General features: G+C 73.2%; 20 protein-coding genes and 1 pseudogene. 8 read left to right on the top strand and 13 right to left on the bottom strand.

Annotation, left to right across the window (positions count from 1 at the left end):
• Window positions 1-76 precede the first annotated feature (76 nt).
• Window positions 77-805, top strand: coding sequence for an aspartate/glutamate racemase family protein (locus AMK13_RS14260; RefSeq protein ID WP_053112228.1), 729 nt, complete (start codon window positions 77-79; stop codon window positions 803-805).
• A gap of 70 nt (window positions 806-875) precedes the next feature.
• Here the strand turns inward: AMK13_RS14260 and AMK13_RS14265 are convergent, their stop codons facing one another.
• From AMK13_RS14265 to AMK13_RS14305, 9 genes are all read right to left on the bottom strand, one after another.
• On the bottom strand, window positions 876-1,589 hold the full coding sequence (locus AMK13_RS14265) for a 2-hydroxychromene-2-carboxylate isomerase (RefSeq protein WP_074002436.1): 714 nt from the start codon (window positions 1,587-1,589) through the stop codon (window positions 876-878).
• Window positions 1,586-2,320 (bottom strand): 3-oxoacyl-[acyl-carrier-protein] reductase, encoded by a 735-nt coding sequence (fabG, locus tag AMK13_RS14270; protein WP_049655090.1) that lies wholly within the window; start codon window positions 2,318-2,320, stop codon window positions 1,586-1,588. The genes AMK13_RS14265 and fabG overlap by 4 nt, the downstream gene beginning before the upstream one ends.
• Window positions 2,320-2,817, bottom strand: a complete 498-nt coding sequence (locus tag AMK13_RS14275; RefSeq protein WP_049655093.1) for a 3-hydroxyacyl-ACP dehydratase FabZ family protein — start codon at window positions 2,815-2,817, stop codon at window positions 2,320-2,322. The genes fabG and AMK13_RS14275 overlap by 1 nt, the downstream gene beginning before the upstream one ends.
• Complete coding sequence (locus AMK13_RS14280; RefSeq protein ID WP_074002437.1) at window positions 2,814-3,209, bottom strand: hypothetical protein; 396 nt, start codon at window positions 3,207-3,209, stop codon at window positions 2,814-2,816. Before AMK13_RS14280 ends, AMK13_RS14275 begins: the two co-directional genes overlap by 4 nt.
• An 89-nt stretch (window positions 3,210-3,298) precedes the next feature.
• Window positions 3,299-4,420 (bottom strand): beta-ketoacyl synthase N-terminal-like domain-containing protein, encoded by a 1,122-nt coding sequence (locus AMK13_RS14285; protein WP_198959343.1) that lies wholly within the window; start codon window positions 4,418-4,420, stop codon window positions 3,299-3,301.
• Window positions 4,417-5,382, bottom strand: a complete 966-nt coding sequence (locus AMK13_RS14290) for a hypothetical protein (RefSeq protein ID WP_074002438.1) — start codon at window positions 5,380-5,382, stop codon at window positions 4,417-4,419. The genes AMK13_RS14285 and AMK13_RS14290 overlap by 4 nt, the downstream gene beginning before the upstream one ends.
• Window positions 5,379-6,182: an alpha/beta fold hydrolase gene (locus tag AMK13_RS14295; protein WP_074002439.1), complete on the bottom strand. Its 804-nt coding sequence runs from the start codon at window positions 6,180-6,182 to the stop codon at window positions 5,379-5,381. Before AMK13_RS14295 ends, AMK13_RS14290 begins: the two co-directional genes overlap by 4 nt.
• Window positions 6,179-7,420, bottom strand: a complete 1,242-nt coding sequence (locus tag AMK13_RS14300) for a beta-ketoacyl-[acyl-carrier-protein] synthase family protein (protein ID WP_074002440.1) — start codon at window positions 7,418-7,420, stop codon at window positions 6,179-6,181. Before AMK13_RS14300 ends, AMK13_RS14295 begins: the two co-directional genes overlap by 4 nt.
• A gap of 37 nt (window positions 7,421-7,457) precedes the next feature.
• Window positions 7,458-7,718 (bottom strand): acyl carrier protein, encoded by a 261-nt coding sequence (locus tag AMK13_RS14305; protein WP_049652157.1) that lies wholly within the window; start codon window positions 7,716-7,718, stop codon window positions 7,458-7,460.
• A gap of 161 nt (window positions 7,719-7,879) precedes the next feature.
• On the opposite strand from AMK13_RS14305, the gene AMK13_RS14310 reads away from it, so the two are divergent.
• The 4 genes from AMK13_RS14310 (at window position 7,880) to AMK13_RS14325 (ending at window position 10,779) form a co-directional block, all read left to right on the top strand.
• The gene (locus AMK13_RS14310; RefSeq protein ID WP_049652158.1) at window positions 7,880-8,221 is read left to right on the top strand and encodes an ArsR/SmtB family transcription factor; all 342 of its coding nucleotides are present in this window, start codon (window positions 7,880-7,882) and stop codon (window positions 8,219-8,221) included.
• A 54-nt stretch (window positions 8,222-8,275) separates the two neighbouring features.
• Window positions 8,276-8,515: a hypothetical protein gene (locus AMK13_RS14315; RefSeq protein WP_049652159.1), complete on the top strand. Its 240-nt coding sequence runs from the start codon at window positions 8,276-8,278 to the stop codon at window positions 8,513-8,515.
• A 78-nt stretch (window positions 8,516-8,593) separates the two neighbouring features.
• Window positions 8,594-9,421: an ABC transporter ATP-binding protein gene (locus AMK13_RS14320; RefSeq protein ID WP_074002441.1), complete on the top strand. Its 828-nt coding sequence runs from the start codon at window positions 8,594-8,596 to the stop codon at window positions 9,419-9,421.
• The gene (locus tag AMK13_RS14325) at window positions 9,421-10,779 is read left to right on the top strand and encodes an ABC transporter permease (protein WP_049652161.1); all 1,359 of its coding nucleotides are present in this window, start codon (window positions 9,421-9,423) and stop codon (window positions 10,777-10,779) included. The genes AMK13_RS14320 and AMK13_RS14325 overlap by 1 nt, the downstream gene beginning before the upstream one ends.
• Here AMK13_RS14325 and AMK13_RS14330 read toward each other — a convergent pair.
• The 4 genes and pseudogenes from AMK13_RS14330 to sbnB form a co-directional block, all read right to left on the bottom strand.
• Complete coding sequence (locus AMK13_RS14330) at window positions 10,671-11,615, bottom strand: substrate-binding domain-containing protein (RefSeq protein ID WP_241852889.1); 945 nt, start codon at window positions 11,613-11,615, stop codon at window positions 10,671-10,673. The genes AMK13_RS14325 and AMK13_RS14330 overlap by 109 nt on opposite strands.
• 3 nt (window positions 11,616-11,618) lie before the next feature.
• A pseudogene (locus AMK13_RS44775) lies at window positions 11,619-12,002 on the bottom strand (helix-turn-helix domain-containing protein); the annotation flags it as partial.
• 13 nt (window positions 12,003-12,015) lie between these two features.
• A complete protein-coding gene (locus tag AMK13_RS14335; RefSeq protein WP_234348407.1) occupies window positions 12,016-12,816 on the bottom strand; it encodes an AfsR/SARP family transcriptional regulator in 801 nt (266 codons plus the stop codon).
• A 310-nt stretch (window positions 12,817-13,126) separates the two neighbouring features.
• On the bottom strand, window positions 13,127-14,209 hold the full coding sequence (gene sbnB / locus AMK13_RS14340) for a 2,3-diaminopropionate biosynthesis protein SbnB (RefSeq protein ID WP_074002443.1): 1,083 nt from the start codon (window positions 14,207-14,209) through the stop codon (window positions 13,127-13,129).
• A 294-nt stretch (window positions 14,210-14,503) separates the two neighbouring features.
• Here sbnB and AMK13_RS14345 point away from each other — a divergent pair, with 294 nt between their 5' ends.
• From AMK13_RS14345 to AMK13_RS14355, 3 genes are read left to right on the top strand one after another with little or no spacing between them, the layout of a single operon-like run.
• On the top strand, window positions 14,504-16,054 hold the full coding sequence (locus tag AMK13_RS14345) for a tryptophan halogenase family protein (RefSeq protein ID WP_074002444.1): 1,551 nt from the start codon (window positions 14,504-14,506) through the stop codon (window positions 16,052-16,054).
• 30 nt (window positions 16,055-16,084) lie between these two features.
• On the top strand, window positions 16,085-17,395 hold the full coding sequence (locus AMK13_RS14350; RefSeq protein ID WP_074002445.1) for a cation:proton antiporter: 1,311 nt from the start codon (window positions 16,085-16,087) through the stop codon (window positions 17,393-17,395).
• Complete coding sequence (locus AMK13_RS14355; protein WP_079272108.1) at window positions 17,392-17,952, top strand: flavin reductase; 561 nt, start codon at window positions 17,392-17,394, stop codon at window positions 17,950-17,952. Before AMK13_RS14350 ends, AMK13_RS14355 begins: the two co-directional genes overlap by 4 nt.
• Window positions 17,953-17,988 lie beyond the last annotated feature (36 nt).

Consider the following 17,988-nt stretch of genomic DNA (forward strand, 5'->3'; position numbering starts at 1 on the left):
GAGGGGGAGTTCCCCCAAACGGTGGATGTCAGGCGAATGTCAGTTCCGGGTCAGCGCAGCCGTCCAGAGTCGAGGCATGACAGCGCTGACGGCACGGGCTCCCGAGCGGACCCTGGGCGTACTGGGCGGCATGGGCCCGGCGGCGACCGCGGAGTTCCTGCGGCTGCTCGCGGCCGACGCGCCGGCCTCCCGGGACCAGCAGCACCCCCGGTTGCTGCTGCTGTCCGAGCCGGGCATCCCGGACCGCACCGCCGCGATCCTCGGCGGCGACGACGAGCCCGGGCGGCGGGTGCGGGAGTGCCTGCGCACGCTGGCCGGCTGGGGTGCGGACCTGCTGGCCGTCCCCTGCAACACGGCGCACGTCTTCCTGGACGGCTTCGCCGCCACCTCGCCCGTCCCGGTGGTCGACATCGTCGACGCCACCCTGGACGAGGCCGTCCGGCTGAGCCCGGACGGCGGCTGGCTCACGGCGACCACCGGGACCGTGCGCAGCGGCCTCTACCAGCGGCGGGCCGCGGCCCGGGGCTACCGGCTGCTGGTGCCCGACGGCGGGACGCAGGAGGCGGTCCACGGGGCCGCCGAACGGGTGAAGGCCGGACGGGCCGAGGAGGCCGGCGCCGCCTTCCGGGAGGCCGTCGGACGGCTCTGGCGGCGCCGGCGGCTGCCGGTGGTGGCGGCCTGCACCGAACTCCCGCTCGCCTACCGGAGCGCGGGCCTGCCGCCGGAGCTGATGGTCTCCAGCCTGGCCGCGCTCTCCCGGGCCTGCATCGCCGAGCTGTACCGGAGCGTTCCGGTGCGGTCCTGAGGCGCGCGTACGCGTACGGCACGGCCCCGGCGTTCCTCCGCCGGGGCCGTGCCGTACGCGTGCGGGCCGGTCAGCCGCAGCCGCCCGCGTGGCCGTCGTCGACGGCCCGGGCGCCGAGCCCGACCGCGGGGGCGGCCGGCGGCGGCAGCGCCCCGTCGCCGCCGGCCCGGGCCCGCAGGTGGGCGACGAAGTCCGGCAGCCGGTCCAGCCCCCAGAAGCGGTTGAAGCCCTGGACGAAGAACGGGACGCCGAACACCCCGTCGTCGCAGATGTCCTTGAGCAGCAGGGCCCCCTGCCGGCGCAGCTCCGGGTCGTCGCTCGCACCCGCCAACTCCGCCGGGTCGAGGCCCAGTTCGGCCCCGATCCCGGCGATGACGGTCCGGTCGCAGATGTCCCGGCCCTGCTCCCAGCGGGCCCGGTAGGCGGCCGCGACGAACTGCGGGCCGAGACCCCCGCGCAGGGCCCGCAGATAGGCCAGGTGGGGGACCTCCCAGACCGGGTCGCGGTCCACCGGCCAGCGGAACGCGATCCCCCGCGCGTCGGTGAGGCGCCGCACGTCCTGGAGGACGTACAGGTGCTTGGCGCGGGACATCGCGGTGTACGGGAACGAGCCGCCCAGCTCGGCCAGCAGCCGCTCGCTGGTGCCGTCCGGCTCGAAGAAGGGCCGCCACTCCACCGCCCCGGCGACGTCCGGGTGCCGCTCCAGCAGCTCGCGGTAGGCGAGCCAGGAGTACGGGCTGCGCAGCGAGAAGTAGAACCGCGGAGCCCTGCCGGACCCGCTCACAGCACCAGCCCGCCGTCGACGCCGAAGACCTGCCCGGTGATGTACGAGGCGCGGTCGGAGAGCAGGAAGGAGACCAGGTCGGCGACCTCCTCGGGGCGGCCGAGGCGGCCCAGCGGGATGCGTCCGGTGAGGTCGGCGCCCTCGGCGAGGGCGGAGGTCATGTCGGTCTCGATGAAGCCGGGCGCCACGGAGTTGACCCGGATGCCGCGCGGCGCGACCTCCTTGGCCAGCGCCTTGGAGAACCCGATGATCCCGGCCTTGGACGCCGAGTAGTTGGTCTGGGTGGCGTTGCCGTACACGCCGGCCACCGAGGACATCGTCACCAGGGCGCCGGCGCGGCGCTTCATCATCGCGAACACCGCCGCCCGGCAGACGTGGTACGTGCCGTCCAGGTTGACCCGCATGACGTCCTGCCAGGCCTGCTCGGTGAGCAGCACCAGCGGGTTGTCCCGGACGATGCCGGCCGAGGAGACGACCGCGTGGAGCGGCCCCAGCTCCTGCTCGGCGGCCTTGACGAAGGCCTCGGCCTGGGCGCGGTCGGCCACGTCGACCCGCCGGGCCAGCACCCGGGCGCCGGCCGCCTCGGCCTCCTTGGCGGTCTCCGCCGCGGCCTCCTCCCGGGACTGGTAGCAGAACGCCACGTCGTAGCCGTCGGCGGCGAGCCGGGCCACCACGCTGCGTCCGATGCCCCGGGACCCTCCGGTCACCAGGGCGACCCGTCGTGCGGACATCAGGACCTCCCGTCGGTCGTGCTTCCAGGGGCCCGGAGGAGTTCCGCCGGGCGCAGTGCCAGCGTCAACTGGCCGACCTCCAGCACCGGGTGGCCGTCCACGGTGCTGCGGCCGGAGGTGATGAAGGAGTCGCCGAGGGCGCGGACCATGGTGACCTCGTGCACCACGACCGAGCCGGGGCGGACCGGGCCGAGCACCCGGACGTCCCGGGTCCTGGCCAGCAGCACGACCTGCCCGTCCAGCACGTTGGCGTTCGGCCGCTCCCAACAGGACAGCAGCACCGCGCACTGCGCCCAGGACTCCAGCAGCTGGCCGAGCGGGTAGTCGTACTCCTCGTTGGCGGCGTCCTCGGGCACGTCCCGGTAGGCGGGCTCGGCGAGGGTGACCGCCTTGTACGCGACGAGCCGGCGGCCCGGTTCGATCTCGGCGATCCGGTCGACCAGCAGCGCGGGGTGGCGGTGCGGGACGACCGAGGTGATGGCGGCGATGTCCTTCACAGGGCCTCCCGGGGGTAGAACAGGGTGATCTCGGCGGCGAGTCGGTCGTCGGCGTGGACCTGGGCGCAGACCCGGGCCCCGTCGTGGTCGCGCTGGATCCGGGCGTCGACGGCGATCTCGTCGCCGGGCCGCACCGGGCTCAGGAAGCGCGCCCGGGTGAGCTCGGCCCGGCCGGGGCCGGGGACGGCGGCCGCGGCCGCCAGCTCGTGGACGTACTGCACCAGGCCGAAGCCGGGGACCACCGGCAGGCCGGGGTAGTGCCCGCGCAGGAACGGTTCGGCCGCGGTCAGCACGACGGTGCCCCGGACGTGCCGCGCCACCGGTTCGCCGGCCGCGCCGGGGGGTTCCGGGCGGCCGTCCGGCTCCGCCACGGTCAACGCTGTGAGCATCATGGTCTGTCCCTCCTCTGTGTCGGGGCCGTCCGGGCCTGCCGGGACCGGGCCTGCCGGGACCGGGCCCCGCCGTGTCCGGGCCGCCGCGGTCAGCCGCCCAGGAGCGCGCAGCCGACCGTGCCGTCCCGGTCGACGCAGGTCACCAGTGCCAGCCCGCCCTCGGGCAGCCGTCCCTCGCCGGCCGCGGCCAGCACCGCCGCCAGCTGGAGGCCGGTCGCGGCCGCCGAGGCGTCGCCGAGCAGCGGCCGGCAGCGGAGCCACTGCGGCTCCGCCCCGGCGGGCAGGGCCGCGCGCACCGCCGCCTCCTCGTCCGGTCCGCCGAGCGGGGCCGCCAGGCGTACGTCCCGGCCGTCCGCGCCGGCCTCGGCGAGCGCCGCGCGCACGCAGTCGGTCAGCGCCCCGGCGGCCTGCTCGGGCCGGTGGTAGGCGCGGAAGCGGGTGCCGAGCAGCCGCGCCAGGACCGGGCGGTGCGCCGCGCGCGCCTGCTCGGCGGACTCCAGCAGCCAGGCGACGCCGCCCTCGCCGAGCGGGGTCCGGCCGTCCTCGCCCGCGCTGTGCCACTCCAGCCAGGCGCGCTGGACCGAGTACTCCTCGGCGGCGCCGCACAGCACCCGGTCGCAGTGCCCGCCGCGGTACAGCCGGGCGGCGTAGCCGAGGGCGAGCAGGCCGGCCGACCAGCCGCCCGCGATGGTGCTGTTGGGCCCCTTGATGCCGTGCCAGATCGCGCACTGGCCCGCGGCCCGGTTCATCACGGTGTTCGGGAACCTGGCCGGGTCGACCAGGTAGGGGCGGTCGCCGGTGAGCGAGTCCTTGGTGAAGTCCATGATGCTCTGCACGCTGCCCGAGCCGGTGCCCAGGACCAGGCCGACCCGTTCGGGGCGGTCCAGCAGGCCGGGCCCGCAGCCGTCGAGCAGGGTGCCGAAGGTGTGCACGGCGAGCGCGGTGACCCGGTCCATGGTCCTGGTGCCCTTGCGGCCGAGGGCCGCGGCGGCGCTGAAGTCCGGTACCAGGGCGGCCTGTTCGTAGGGGCCGGGGTACGCGGTGCGGTCCAGTGCGGCGACGGCGCCGGCGCCCGCGCGCAGCCCCGCGCCGAAGGCCTGCGCGCCGACCCCGAAGGGCGAGACCGCCGACCAGGCGGAGAACACCGGCTCGGGCACCGCCCGGTCCGGGCCGGCCGGCCGGGCCCGGGCCCGGCTGTCGGTCGCCGTCATGCCCGGCCCCGGCCGAGGGCCTTGCCCGCCTTGCCGGTCAGGGCGTCGGTCAGCCGGTCGTCGAAGTCGACCAGGCTCCAGTCGCGGCGGTTCTCGATCACCGCCCAGCCGTGGGTGATCCGGCCGGTGGCGGTCGGCACCAGGACGCCGTCGCGCAGCACGTAGGCGTCCATCCGCGCGGTGTAGGTCAGCCGCTTGAAGACGCTCTCGACGGTGTAGACGGTGTAGAGCGTCTCCTCCATCAGCGCCTCGTCGAGGAGGGTGATCCGGGAGTGCGGGACGACCGGGATCCAGTCCTGCTCGTCCAGCAGGGTCTTGATGGAGACGCCGCGGTCCGCCAGGAAGAGGTCGACGACCTCCTCCATCTGCCGCAGGTACCCGGACATCTGGACCCGCTCGGTGAAGTGGCAGTAGAAGTACGGCATCCGCCACGCCCAGCCGAAGGCGTTGCGGCCCGCCGTCAGCTGCTCGAGCGGGTCGGTGCCGGGCTCCAGCGGGACGGGCGCCGCGCCCGCGCCCAGCCGGTCGACGGTGAGTCCGACGAGCTCGGCGGGCGGTTCGGCGACGGCGTGGCCGCGCGGGTCGGAGCGGAGGTGGACGGTGGCCTTGGCGGCGACGGCCTTCACGGTCTCGCCGGAGCGCTCCACGGTCAGCTCCACGCCCAGGCGCAGCCCGCCGTCGTCCTGGGCGGGCAGCCGGCGCACGGTGGCCGTCACCACGTCGTCGATGTGCAGCGCGGTGAGGATCTTGGTGTCGAGATCGGTGAGGTCGACGCCCAGGCCGTACCGCTCGAAGAGCTCCCCGGGCGGGAACCCGTGCTGCCGGGCGTGGTCGTAGACCGCCTCCTCGACCAGGTAGTTGACGTGCTTGAAGCCGATCCAGGTGCAGATGTTCGAGCCCTCGTAGCGGGGGCGCAGCCGCACCCGCGTGGTCGGGTCGGCGGCGGGGGCACTGCTGGTCATGGCAACTCCTGGGGTGAGAGGGTGGTGACGTCGGCGTGCGGCGCCCCGGGCACGGCGGCGCGCAGGAACTCGCACACCAGCCGGGTGACCAGGTCGGGCCGCTCGACCATCGGGAAGTGCCGACAGCCCGGCAGCAGTTCGTACCGCGCCCCGGGCACCCGGGCCGCGAGGGCCCGGCCGTCCTCGGGCCGGGCGGCGGTGTCCCGCTGCCCGGACAGCACGAGCAGCGGCGAGCCGACGGCGCCGAGGTCGAGCGTGGGGGAGCGCAGGTAGGCCTCGAAGAACCGCATCCAGCCGTACGGCCCGACCTGGTCGCGCAGTTGGCGCGCCATCCAGTCGCGGTGGGACCGGGCGAACCGCGCGGTCTCGCCGACCTCCAGCGCCTCCTCGAAGACGCGGTGGAAGTCGTTGAGGTAGTACGAGATCACCGACCAGTCGAAGTCCTTGGGGCTGGGCCGGTAGAAGGGGCTGATCAGCACGGTCGGCCGGGGCGCGGTGCGGCCGGCCGCGGTCGCCTCGACGACCAGGTTCGCCGCGTACGAGTGGGCCACGACGGCGTCGAAGCGCTCGTCCAGCAGCTCGACCAGGAACCGGCCGGGGTCGGGCCGGGCGCCCCAGCCGTCGCCCTCGGACTGGGCGCGCCACGGCAGTTCGACGTCCCACAGCTCGAAGGCGGCCCCGGCCCGCCGGACCAGCGGGCTCCACACCGAGGGTTTGCCGCCCAGGCCGTGCAGCAGCAGCACCCGGACCGGGTCGGGGCCCTCGGCGGCCCTGCGCAGCCGGGGGGTGGGCGCGCTCATGCGTCCGGGTGCGCTCGGTACGCGCCGAGGATGAGCACCGCGTTGTTGCCGGCGAAGGCCAGCGCGTTGTTCTGCACGATGCGCACCTCGGCGGGGCGGGCCCGGTTGGGGACGGGGTCCAGGCCGCACTCCGGGTCGGTCTGCCGGTGGTTGATCGTCGGCGGGATGAATCCCTCCTTGATCGCCAGCGCGCAGGCGGCGGAGGCGAGGGCGCTGGCCGCGCCCATGGTGTGGCCGAGCATGGACTTGATGGAGACGGTCGGCGGCGGGGTGGCGAACACCTGCCGGATCGCGCCCGCCTCCGTCACGTCGTTGGCCTTGGTGCCGGTGCCGTGCGCGGAGATGAAGTCGATGTCCTCCGGCTTCACCCCGGCGTTGCGGTGGGCCAGTTCGATGCAGGCGGCGAGGCTGTCGCGGTCCGGCGCGACCGGGTGGTGGGCGTCGCAGTTGAGCCCGTACCCGAGCACCTCGGCGTAGATCCCCGCGCCGCGGGCCAGCGCCGACTCCAGGCTCTCCATCAGCAGGATGCCGGCGCCCTCGCCGGTGAGGATGCCCTTGCGGTCGACGTCGAAGGGCTGGCTCAGCTCCGGCGCGATGGTGCCGAGCCGGTAGAAGCCGGTGAAGGTCTTGCGGCAGACCGCGTCGGCGCCGCCGGACAGGGCGACGTCCGCCTCGCCCGAGCGGATCGCGTCGAAGCCGGAGCCGATGGCGTAGTTGCCCGCGGCGCAGGCGGTCGCGATGGTGACGGCCTCCACGTCGGTGAGCTCCAGTTCGCGCACCACGCTGCTGGACAGCAGGCCGGCCGCCGACCGGCGGGCCACCACGGGGGGCAACCCTTCGGGGCCGTGGTGGAGTTGGTGCTCCGTCAGGGCGTCGAGGTCGCGCGACTCGCCGTCGGTGGTGCCGACCGAGACCAGGACGCGCCTGGCGCGGAGCTCCTCCAGGGCGAGGCCCGCGTCGGCCACCGCCATCCTCGCCGCCGCGACGGAGAACTGGCTGGCCCGGCCCAGCTCTTCGGGATCCCCGTGCTCGATCCACTGGGCCGGGTCGAAGTCGTCGATCTCGCAGCCGTTCGCGTGGGCGTAGCCCGTGGTGTCGAAGGACGTGATCGGCTTGACGCCGCTGCGGCCGCTGCGGAGCCCGCCGAGGAACTCGGCCGCCCCGGTGCCGATGCTGGTGACCGCGCCCAGCCCGGTGATGACGACCCGGCGCGGTTCCCGGTCTCCGCTGCCCACCATTGCTGACTCCGTTCTGTCGACTCGGCGCTGCGGCGGGCTACTTGGACAGGCTCTCCTGGACGACGGCGACGACACCGTCCAGGTTGACCATCCGGATCAGCTCGGCCTGGTCGATCTCGATCGAGAAGGTCCGCTCCAGCGAGGAGAGGATCTCGATGGCGCCCAGCGAGTCGGCGTTGTGGTCCTCCTTGAACCGGCTGGTGTCGGTGACCTCGTCGGCCTCCAGTTCGAGGATGTCGCAGACGATCTCCTTGATCTGGGCGCGCTGTTCGGTGGTGACGACCGCGGTGCTGGGCATTTCGCCTCCCGGTGAGGGGGTGGGTGCGACAGATGATGATCTGAATTCTTCTCGCCCGCGCTGACGGACAACTGACGTGCAACTGACGGTCGTTGATCGGCTTGACAGTGCTCGCCAACACCTGTCAGTCTCAACTTTCAGGTAGGAGGAAGAGGGTGGGGGTGCCGACAAGCGCGGAACTACTGGCCCTGCTCGCCGCCGTCGGGCACACCCAGCGCCTGCGGATCATCGGCGAACTGGCGCAGGGCCGGGTCCACGTCAGTGAACTGGCCCGGCGGCTGGGCATGTCCAGGCCGCTGCTCTACATGCACCTGGAGCGGCTCGAACACGCCGGCCTGGTCGCCGGCGCGCTGGAGCTCTCCGATGACGGCAAGGCCATGAAGTTCTTCGAACTCACTCCGTTCGACATCCGCGTCACGGTCGACACCGTCATCGCCGCCCTCCGGGAGGACCGGGCGCAGGTCGACGGGCGCAACGCGACGCCCGAAGGCAGCGACGCCTGAACCAGGCGCCGCCCGGAGGAAGGCGCGACGCCCGAAGGAACAGAAGGGACCCTCATGAGCGGCGGCGTGATCGCCATCGTCATCACACTGATCGTCATCGGCGGGATCAGCGTCAGCATCGTCTCGTACTTCACCCTCCAGCGGCACCGCGCGGACGCCGCCGCGATGGCCGCCTACCGGCAGCTGGCCGAGGAGACGCTGACCGGACAGAAGGCGCTCCGGGGTGAACTACGGGCGCTGACCGCCAGGTTGGCATCGGTCGAGGACCTGCTGCGAAGCGTCGACGAACTCTGAACCACCCGTCCCACCCGTTCCATCCGCGCCGTCCGGCGCCATCCCGTCCCATCCGTCCTGGTCACCCACGGAGTCGCCATGACCACCGCCACCGTGCACGGCATCGACGATGCCGTGCGACTGAGGAACGTCTGCCGTGGCTACGGCAACGAGCGCAACCGGGTCGTCGCCCTCGACGACGTGTCGGTGGGCTTCGGCCGCAGCACCTTCACCGCGGTGATGGGCCCGTCCGGCTCCGGCAAGACCACGCTGCTGCAGTGCGCCGCCGGGCTGGACCGGCCGGACTCCGGCTCGGTCTCGCTGGACGGCATGGAACTCGCCGGGCTCAGCGAGAAGGAGCTCACCAGGCTCCGCCGGGACCGGATCGGCTTCATCTTCCAGGCCTTCAACCTGCTGCCCGCGCTGAGCGTGGCCGACAACGTGGCCCTGCCGCTGCGGCTGGCCGGGCGCCGGCCCGGCCGGGAGAGCGTCGAGCGGGTGCTGGAGCAGGTCGGCCTCGGCTCGCGCAGCAACCACCGGCCCGGCGAGCTGTCCGGCGGCCAGCAGCAGCGGGTCGCCATCGCCCGGGCCCTGATCACCCGGCCCGCGGTGCTCTTCGGCGACGAGCCGACCGGCGCGCTGGACACCCGCACCGCGGTGGAGATCCTGCGGCTGCTGCGCCAGGCCGTCCACAACGACGGGCAGACCGCCGTCATGGTCACCCACGACCCGGTCGCCGCCTCCTACGCCGACCGGGTGCTGTTCCTGGCCGACGGGCGGATCGTCGACGAGCTGAGCGGCGCCTCGGCCGACACCATCGCCGAGCGGATGACCCGGCTCGGCGCCTGGGGCGACGGCCCGGACACCCCGGTGACGTCCGGCGCCCATGGCACCCCCGTCGCCCGCGGCGGAGAGGCGGCCCGCTGATGTTCGCCCTGGCCCTGCAGACCCTGCGGTTCCGCAGGACGAGCTTCATCGCCTCCACCGTCGCGCTGTTCTTCGGCGCGGTGATCCTCACCGCCTGCGGCGGCCTGATGGAGACCGGCATCCGCCACCGGGTGCCCCCGTTCGCGGCCGTCCCGCCGGGCACCCAGCAGGCGGCCAGCCGGCTGATCTCGATGTCCGCGGTGTTCGGCGGGATCGCCGCGATGGTCACCGTCTTCATCGTCGGCTCCACGCTGGCCCTGGTGGTCCAGCAGCGCCTCGGCGAGATGGCGCTGCTGCGCGCGATCGGCACCCTGCCCGGCCAGCTCCGCCGGATGATCGTGGTGGAGACCCTGGTCGTCGCGCTCGTCGCCGTCGCCCTCGCCCTCGTCCCGGGCTACCTCGCGGGCGGGTGGATGCTGGAGCAGATCGCGGCCAGCGGCGTGGTCACGAAGGGGATCACCTACCACGCCGGCTGGATCCCGATGGTCACCGCGGGCGGCACCTCGATGCTCGCCGCGCTGACCGCGGCCTTCATCGCCTCCCGGCGGGCGGCGCTCTCCCGGCCCGCCGACGCGCTCGCCGAGTCCCGCCTCCAGCACCGCTGGCTGAGCGGCCCGCGGCTGGCCTTCGCGGTGCTCTGCCTGGCCGGCGGCACCGCGCTGGCGGTGGTCACCGGCACCGTGATGAACGGTGAGGTCGCCGCCAGTACGGCCGGCCCCTCGGCGATGCTCTGGGCGGGCGGGATCGCCCTGCTCGGCCCCGGGCTGACCAAGGTGCTCACCGGGGTGTTCCACCGCCCGCTGCGCGCGCTGTTCGGCCTGACCGGGGACCTGGCGATGGACAACGCCCGGGCCCGCCGGATCCGGATCGCGGGCGCGGTCAGCCCGGTGATGCTGGCCACCGGGCTGTCCACCGCGCTGATCTACCTCCAGACCACGCTCTCCGCCGGCCAGGGCGGCGACGGGGTCGGCGCCTGGGTGGACTACCTGCTGGCCGGCAGCATCATCGCGTACGCGGTGATCTCCCTGGTCAACACCCTGGTGGTGGCCGCCGCCGAGCGCCGCCGGGAGTTCGCCCTGCAACGGCTGGTCGGCGCCACTCCCGGCCAGATCCTGGCGATGACCGGCATCGAGTCGCTGCTCGTCACCATCGTCGGCACGGTGCTGGGCACCTTCGTCGCCGCGGCCACGCTCGCCCCCTTCCGGATGGCGCTGGACGGCTCCTGGCTGCCCCGCGGACCGGTCTGGATCTACCTCTCGATCGTCGGGTTCGTCGGGGCGCTGACCGCCCTCGCCAGTGTCTCGGCCACCGGCGCCGCCCTGCGGACGCCGCCGGCCGAGGCGCTCGCCACCCTGTGACCGGCCCCGGGCCCGGACCACTCCGGGCCCGCCCGGCCGGCCCCGCCCCACTGCACCCGGGGCGGCAGGAAGGACTCCAACTCGGCGAACTGGTCCGGGTGTCGGGTGACCCACGACCAGTACCCGGGGATCGTGCGGGCGTACTCGCAGTAGTAGCGCCGGAGCGTGGTGAGCAGTCTGCGCTGGATGTCGTCGGTCACCGAGTCGCTGCGCCACACCAGCAGCATGTCGGTGCCCTCGGCGACGGAGACCGGGACGAGCCGCACCTCGCGGGTGACGCCGGTGGGCGGCGTCAGCGCGGCGGCCCGGACGTCCCGGACCCAGTTCATCGCCTCGTGGTGGCCGTCGACGTAGTGCAGCACCTCCAGGTCGGCCCGGCCGACGGCGGCGAACAGCTGCTTCTCGATCGGGTGGAACCAGTGGTCGCGGGTGTAGCGGACCCACCGCAGCGAGGCGAGCTGCGCCGGGCTCACCGCCTCCTGGCCGACCAGGTGGTGGTCGTGCGGGAGCGCCACCCAGACGGGCTCCCGCACGATCACCGTACTGGCCAGGGCGGGTTCGTCCGCCTCGGCCGAGGCGGCCAGCGCGACCCCGGGCACCATCGCGGCGTGCAGGGCGCCGCGGGACACCTGCGCGATGGCGGCGTCGGGGCTGAGCGTCTCGGTCTGCACCTCCTTGACCGGCAGCGCGGACTTGAGCGCGCTGCGCAGCGACGGCGGCGTCCACTCGGCGTTCCCGAACCGGAACACCTCCGAGAAGTGCGCGGCCGCCTCGGCGATCACCCGGTCCGCGTGCTGGACGAGTTCGGCCAGAATCGGGATGAGCCTTTCCCCCAAGGCGGTCGGAATGGTTCCGGTTCTGGTCCGTACGAACAGCTCGCCGCCCACGGCTCTTTCGATCCGCTTCAATTGTGCGGTGAGGCTCGATTGGGGAAGGCTCAATTGGGCGGCGGCTCTGGAAATGCTGCCCAGCCGGTCGATGGTGGTAACGATCTTGGCATGCCTCAACTCAACGTCCACTGGGCCCCCGTCCGCGATTCCGACTTCCTCGCGTAGCCACCAGGAAAAATCCAAGGCGGTCGCCACGCTAACAGAGTGATCCTTGACCGTCCACAGTCGGAAGCGGCGTGAACGGGCCGGAACGGGACGGGGGTCGGGAGGGGGGAATGCGCGGCGCGGCCGGTGATCGGAAACCGGTATTCCGGGATTTTCCGGAACGGGCATATGCCGAGCGGGATCAGGCCGGTACGGGTCCGGCGAAGTCGAGCACCCGCCGCGGCTCGCCGAGCAGGTCGGCCTGCCGGAGGATCGCCTGGTAGGCGTGGTGCAGCGCGCGGCCGGGCTCCAGCCCCAGGTCGTCGGCGAGCCGGCGGCGGGTGCTGTGGAAGACCTCCAGCGCCTCGGCCTGCCGGCCGTCGCGGTAGAGCGCGAGCATCAACAGCTCGCTCAGGCGCTCCCGTTCGGAGTGCTCGACGGCGAGCTGCCGCAGTTCGGACACCGGGACCCGGGCCGAGTCCACGGCGAGCTTGGCGGCGGTCAGGTCCTCGTACGCGCTGATCCGGCGCTCCTCCAGGTGCGCCGCCCGGATCCGGCAGCGCAGCCCGTCGCAGGAGTCCATCAGGGCGCCGCCGCGCCACAGGCCGAGCGCCTCCTCCAGGGTCGCGATGGCGCGGTCCGGGTCGCGCCGGGCGAGATCGCCGCCCGCGTCGGCGAGCCGCAGGAAACGGTGCGCGTCGATCGCGTCCGTCGGGACGTCGAGGAGATAGCCGCCGTTGGCGGTGCGGAGGGTTTCGTCGCCCTTGCGGCCGGTCACGGATTCCAGCAGCCGGCGCAGTCGGCCGACATTCGCCTGGAGGGCGTTGCGGGCATTGGCCATCGGCTGGTCGCCCCATAACTCGTCCACGATCTCGTCGAACGGGACCGGGATCCCCGGTGAGGTCGCCAGCAGGGTCAGCACGACGCTGGTCCGCTTCGACGCCATGGTGTAGTGCACGTTCTCGTGCGACAGGAGCAGCGGACCGAGAAGCTTGATTTCCACAGCAGCACCCCATGATTTTCCGAGCCGTCCAGGTGAGTCTGCGCGACGCCGGTGCGGACCGGGAGATACCAGCCGGGCGGGGCGGCCGGGGGCGGATGGTATGACACGCCCTGTGCATGACACCCGGAGGGGCGCCGGATCGACGGGGGAGCGATCCGGCGCCCGGCTCGGAGGCGGGGGTGCGGCCTCGCCGCGCCACCCGGGACGGGCCGACGGGGACGCACCGTGACGGCGGGCCCGTATCTGTCGACCTGTCAGAAGAATGCTACAGGTGGCGGGTTGAGCTGTCCATGGGAAGTCGGAGGTGCGGCTACGACTGCCCGGCGCCCCGGCCGTAGCGGTCCAGCTCGTGGAAGAAGCCGTCCACGACGGCGAGTTCACCCCGCGCGGCCAGCGAGTCGTAGACGTACCGGCCGACCGCGAGGTCGAGCACGCCGAGCCCGAACGGAGAGAACACCACCGGCCGGTCGGTCGGCACCCGGACCTTTCCGGCCATCACCTCGTGGAGCGTGCCGTCGATGAAGTCCCGGTTGCCGGTGAGCTGTTCGGTCAGGTGCGGGGAGGTCTCGGCCTTCAGGCAGTGCTCGACGTCGTCCAGCACGTTGGCCGAGGCGAGCAGCACCTCGGGCGCCAGGTCGCGCAGCGAGACGTTGAGCACCACCGGGTTGTGGGAGAACCACGAGGGGTCGGTGAGGTGCGGCTTCGCGGCGACGGTCGCCAGGACCACCAGGTCCGAGGCGCGGACCAGCTCCTCGGCGCTCCCGTGCACGGTGATCCGGGGCGAGGCGCCGGCCTGCTCCCGGTCGGCCCGCTCCGGGTCCGCGCGCTCCAGGTAGGAGCGGAAGCCGGCCGCGTGCTCGGCGGACAGGTCGTGCACCCCGACCTCGTCGAACTCCCAGCCGGTGCGGGCCAGATAGGTGTGGATGTGCCGGGCGATCAGCCCGGTGCCGATGAAGCCGACCCGCCGCGGCCGGGGCCGGCCGGCGGAGAGCCGGTCGGCCGCGAGCGCGGCCGAGGCGGCGGTGCGGGCGGCGCTGATGATCGAGCTCTCCAGGCAGGCGATCGGGTAGCCGGTCGCGGGGTCGTTGAGCACCAGCACCGCGGAGGCCCGGGGGAGGCCCGCGGCCACGTTCTCCGGGAAGCTGGAGATCCACTTGATCCCGTCGACCGGCGTGCCGCCGCCCACCGAGGCCGGCAGCGCGATGATGCGCGAGCTGGGCCGGTCCGGGAAGCGCAGGAAGTACGACGGCGGGTTGACCGTGTCCCCCTCGCCGTGCACCCGGTAGGTCGCCGCGACCAGGTCGACGGTCTGCTTCTCGTTGCCGGACAGCACGCCGTGCACCTGCGCGCCGGGGACGACGGCGAACTGCGGGATCTGCCTCTGCTGCGTCATGAGTGGCTCCGTCTCGGGGGAGATCTGGCCACAGCAGTGTGGCTGACCTGCGCTGACACCGCGCTGATGGCCCGTCAGGCGTTCGAATGGTCCGACAGGTACGGGTCAATCCGACCTGCGACTTTCGACCAGTGCCAAATGACCTGGTCGGACCTTACGAGGATGCCTAGAGTCACTCTCTGGTGGCGCCGCCCTCAGCTTCTACCAGCGGGGTGACGACCGACGGCGCCACCTCGGCCGGTATCCGGCACCTCCCCTGCCGGAAACACGTGGACCACCGAAGAGGAGTCACCAGTGCTCGACCGGGTTGTGATCGTAGGCGGCGGAACAGCGGGTTGGATGACGGCTTCGTACCTGAAGGCCGCGTTCGAGGACCGGGTGGACATCACCCTCGTGGAATCCGGCAACATCTCCACCGTGGGCGTCGGCGAGGCCACCTTCAGCGACATCCGCCACTTCTTCGAGTTCCTCGGACTCAAGGAGAAGGACTGGATGCCGGCCTGCAACGCGACGTACAAGCTCGCCGTCCGCTTCGAGGACTGGCGCGAGCCCGGCCACTACTTCTACCACCCGTTCGAGCAGATGCGCTCGGTCAACGGCTTCCCGCTCACCGACTGGTGGCTCAAGCAGGGGCCGACCAGCCGGTTCGACAAGGACTGCTTCGTGATGGCCTCGGTCATCGACGCCGGCCTCAGCCCCCGCCACCTCGACGGCGCCCTCATCGACCAGCCCTTCGACGAGGGCGCGGACGAGATGCAGGGCCTCACCATGTCCGAGCACCAGGGCAAGACCCAGTTCCCGTACGCCTACCAGTTCGAGGCCGCGCTGCTCGCCAAGTACCTGACGCAGTACGCCACCGACAGAGGCGTCAAGCGCATCGTCGACGACGTCCAGGACGTCCGGCTCGACGACCGCGGCTGGATCAGCGGACTGCGCACCGCCGAGCACGGCGAGCTCACCGGCGACCTCTTCATCGACTGCACCGGCTTCCGCGGGCTGCTGCTGAACAAGGCGCTGGAGGAGCCGTTCATCTCCTACCAGGACACCCTGCCCAACGACAGCGCCGTCGCCCTCCAGGTGCCGATGGACATGGCGAAGCGCGGCGTGCTGCCCTGCACCACCGCGACCGCCCAGGACGCCGGCTGGATCTGGACGATCCCGCTGATGGGCCGGGTCGGCACCGGGTACGTCTACGCGAAGGACTACCTCTCGCCGGAGGAGGCCGAGCGGACCCTGCGCGCCTTCGTCGGCCCCGCCGCCGCCGACGTCGAGGCCAACCACATCCGGATGCGGATCGGCCGCAGCCGCAACTCCTGGTCCCGCAACTGCGTGGCCGTCGGCCTCGCCAGCGGCTTCGTGGAGCCGCTGGAGTCCACCGGGATCTTCTTCATCCACCACGCCATCGAGCAACTGGTCAAGTACTTCCCGGCGCAGGACTGGAACCCGGTCCGGCGCGACCTCTACAACCGGGCCGTCGCCCATGTCATGGACGGGGTACGGGAGTTCCTGGTCCTGCACTACGTCGCCGCCAAGCGCACCGACACCCAGTACTGGCGGGACACCAAGACCCGGAAGATCCCCGACTCGCTGGCCGAGCGGCTCGAACTCTGGAAGGCCCAACTCCCGGACTCCGAAACGGTCTTCCCCTACTACCACGGCCTGCCGCCGTACTCCTACATGAGCGTCCTGCTGGGCATGGGCGGCATCGAGGTGGCGCACTCCCCGGCCCTGGACCTCTCCGACGGCGCCGCCGCGGAACGGGAGTTCGCGCAGATCCGGGAGAAGACCGAACGGCTCGTCGCGACGCTGCCCAAGGCGTACGACTACTTCGCCCGGATGCGCTGACCACGATCCCGGGAAAGGGGCCCGTTCGTCATGGACGTCCTCCAGCTCCTGACACGCGTCGTGCACGCGGCCGCCGTCCTCGGCGTCGTGCTGCTGATCGCCGTGGCGGGCAGGAGAGTCGCGCGCCGTCTCCGGCAGCCGGAGGTGATCGGGGAGATCACGGGGGGCCTGCTGGCCGGGCCCGCCGTGATCGCCCTGGCCGGCCGGCCCGCCTTCGACGCCGTGCTGCCGGGGCCGGTGTTCGACCTCGTCAAGACCGTCGCCGAGGCCGCCCTGGTGCTCTTCCTGGTCGGCCTCGCCCACAAACTGCGCCGCGGCCGGGACCGGCTGCCCCGGCGCGCCACCACCTGGATCACCGTCGGGGCGCTGGTGCCGCCGCTGGCCACCGGAGGCCTGCTGGTCGGGCTGATCGCCCTCACCGGCGACCGGGCGGCCCGCGGCGGCGCCCCGCTGCCGGCCTTCCTCCTGATGGTCGCGGTCACCATGGCCATCACCGCCGTCCCGGTGATGGCCCGCATCCTGGCCGACCGCGGGATGAGCGACGGCGTCCCGGGCCGGCTCTCGCTGGCCTCCGCCGTCGTCATCGACGCCTGCGGCTGGCTGCTGCTCTCCCTGGCCATCAGCCTGGGCGCCGGGGACCCGGCACGCTCGCTGCACTCGCTGCGCGCCCTGGCCGTCGGCGTGGTCTGCGCGCTGGCCATCCGCTACGCGCTGGGCACCCGGACCGCGTCCCGGCTCTGCGGCCGCTCGCCCCGGGCGATGGCGGTCCTGGTCGCGGTGGCCGCCCTCGCGGTGGCCTTCGCCATGAAGCACCTCGGCATGACGTCGATCCTCGGCGCGGCACTGGCCGGGCTGGCGGTCCCGCACGACGACGGCGGCCCGTGGACCCGGGTGGTGTCCACGGTCTCCCGGTCGGGGCAGTTCCTGACCCCCGCCTTCTTCGTGGTCACCGGGGTCACCGTGCTCACCGGCGCCTTCTCCGCCACCTCCGGGGTGCTGATCGCCGGCACCGTCCTGCTGGGCTTCCTCGGCAAGGGCCTCGGCGGCTACCTCGGGGCCCGGATCGGCGGCCAGCCGCCCCGGACCGCCCGGCGGATCGGCGCGCTGATGAACACCCGCGGCCTCACCGAACTGATCGTCCTCCAGGCCGGCTTCGCCTCCGGGGTGCTGCCCGCGCCGCTGGTCCTGGCCCTGGTGGTGATGGCACTGGTCACCACGGCGGCCACCGGGCCGCTGCTGGAGCTGTTCGACCGGATGGAGGGCCGCCCGGCGGCCGAGGGGATCAGCGCGACGGCCATGGCGCCGGTGGAGTCCGTCGAGACAGAAAGCGGTGCGAGATGACCGAGTACGCGGGCGACCGGGCCCGGTTACCGGCCGGGGCCTCCGGGGCGTCCGGAGCCGTGGGGACGGCGGGAGCCACCCCCGACGAGTTCCGGGCCATGATGAGCGGGTTCCCCACGGGCGTGAGCGTGGTGTCCGCCACCGGCCCCGACGGCGCCCCGAGGGGCATGACCTGCTCCGCGGTGTGCAGCGTCTCACTCGACCCGCCCACCCTCCTGGTCTGCCTGCGCGACGGCAGCCCCACACTCGAAGCGGTCACCGACAGCGGCCTGTTCGCGGTCAACCTGCTGCACGAGGACGCCCAGGGGACCGCCGAACTGTTCGCCTCCGGCAACCCGGACCGGTTCCAGCTGCTCCCCTGGGAACAGGCCCCGGAGGCGGCCGGCCCGCACCTGGTGCGCGACGCCCACACGGTGGCCGACTGCGACGTGGTGCTGGCCCAGCGGGTCGGCGACCACGTCACCGTCTACGGCGAGATCCGCCGGGTCGTACGGCGCCACCACCCGCGGCCGCTGCTGTACGGGCTGCGCCAGTTCCGGGCCTGGCCGCGGAGCTGATCCCGGAACGGCGGGAAGGGTGAGGACCCCCGGCAC

It is taken from the genome of Streptomyces sp. CB02056 (assembly GCF_001905545.1).
Classification (GTDB): Bacteria; Actinomycetota; Actinomycetes; order Streptomycetales; family Streptomycetaceae; genus Kitasatospora.

Coding starts and splice junctions, on each gene's coding strand:
- AMK13_RS14260 (WP_053112228.1), top strand. CDS start 77: ATGACAGCGCTGACGGCACGGGCTCCCGAGCGGACCCTGGGCGTACTG.
- fabG (WP_049655090.1), bottom strand. CDS start 2,320: ATGTCCGCACGACGGGTCGCCCTGGTGACCGGAGGGTCCCGGGGCATC.
- AMK13_RS14280 (WP_074002437.1), bottom strand. CDS start 3,209: ATGATGCTCACAGCGTTGACCGTGGCGGAGCCGGACGGCCGCCCGGAA.
- AMK13_RS14285 (WP_198959343.1), bottom strand. CDS start 4,420: ATGACGGCGACCGACAGCCGGGCCCGGGCCCGGCCGGCCGGCCCGGAC.
- AMK13_RS14290 (WP_074002438.1), bottom strand. CDS start 5,382: ATGACCAGCAGTGCCCCCGCCGCCGACCCGACCACGCGGGTGCGGCTG.
- AMK13_RS14295 (WP_074002439.1), bottom strand. CDS start 6,182: ATGAGCGCGCCCACCCCCCGGCTGCGCAGGGCCGCCGAGGGCCCCGAC.
- AMK13_RS14300 (WP_074002440.1), bottom strand. CDS start 7,420: ATGGTGGGCAGCGGAGACCGGGAACCGCGCCGGGTCGTCATCACCGGG.
- AMK13_RS14305 (WP_049652157.1), bottom strand. CDS start 7,718: ATGCCCAGCACCGCGGTCGTCACCACCGAACAGCGCGCCCAGATCAAG.
- AMK13_RS14315 (WP_049652159.1), top strand. CDS start 8,276: ATGAGCGGCGGCGTGATCGCCATCGTCATCACACTGATCGTCATCGGC.
- AMK13_RS14320 (WP_074002441.1), top strand. CDS start 8,594: ATGACCACCGCCACCGTGCACGGCATCGACGATGCCGTGCGACTGAGG.
- AMK13_RS14325 (WP_049652161.1), top strand. CDS start 9,421: ATGTTCGCCCTGGCCCTGCAGACCCTGCGGTTCCGCAGGACGAGCTTC.
- sbnB (WP_074002443.1), bottom strand. CDS start 14,209: ATGACGCAGCAGAGGCAGATCCCGCAGTTCGCCGTCGTCCCCGGCGCG.
- AMK13_RS14350 (WP_074002445.1), top strand. CDS start 16,085: ATGGACGTCCTCCAGCTCCTGACACGCGTCGTGCACGCGGCCGCCGTC.
- AMK13_RS14355 (WP_079272108.1), top strand. CDS start 17,392: ATGACCGAGTACGCGGGCGACCGGGCCCGGTTACCGGCCGGGGCCTCC.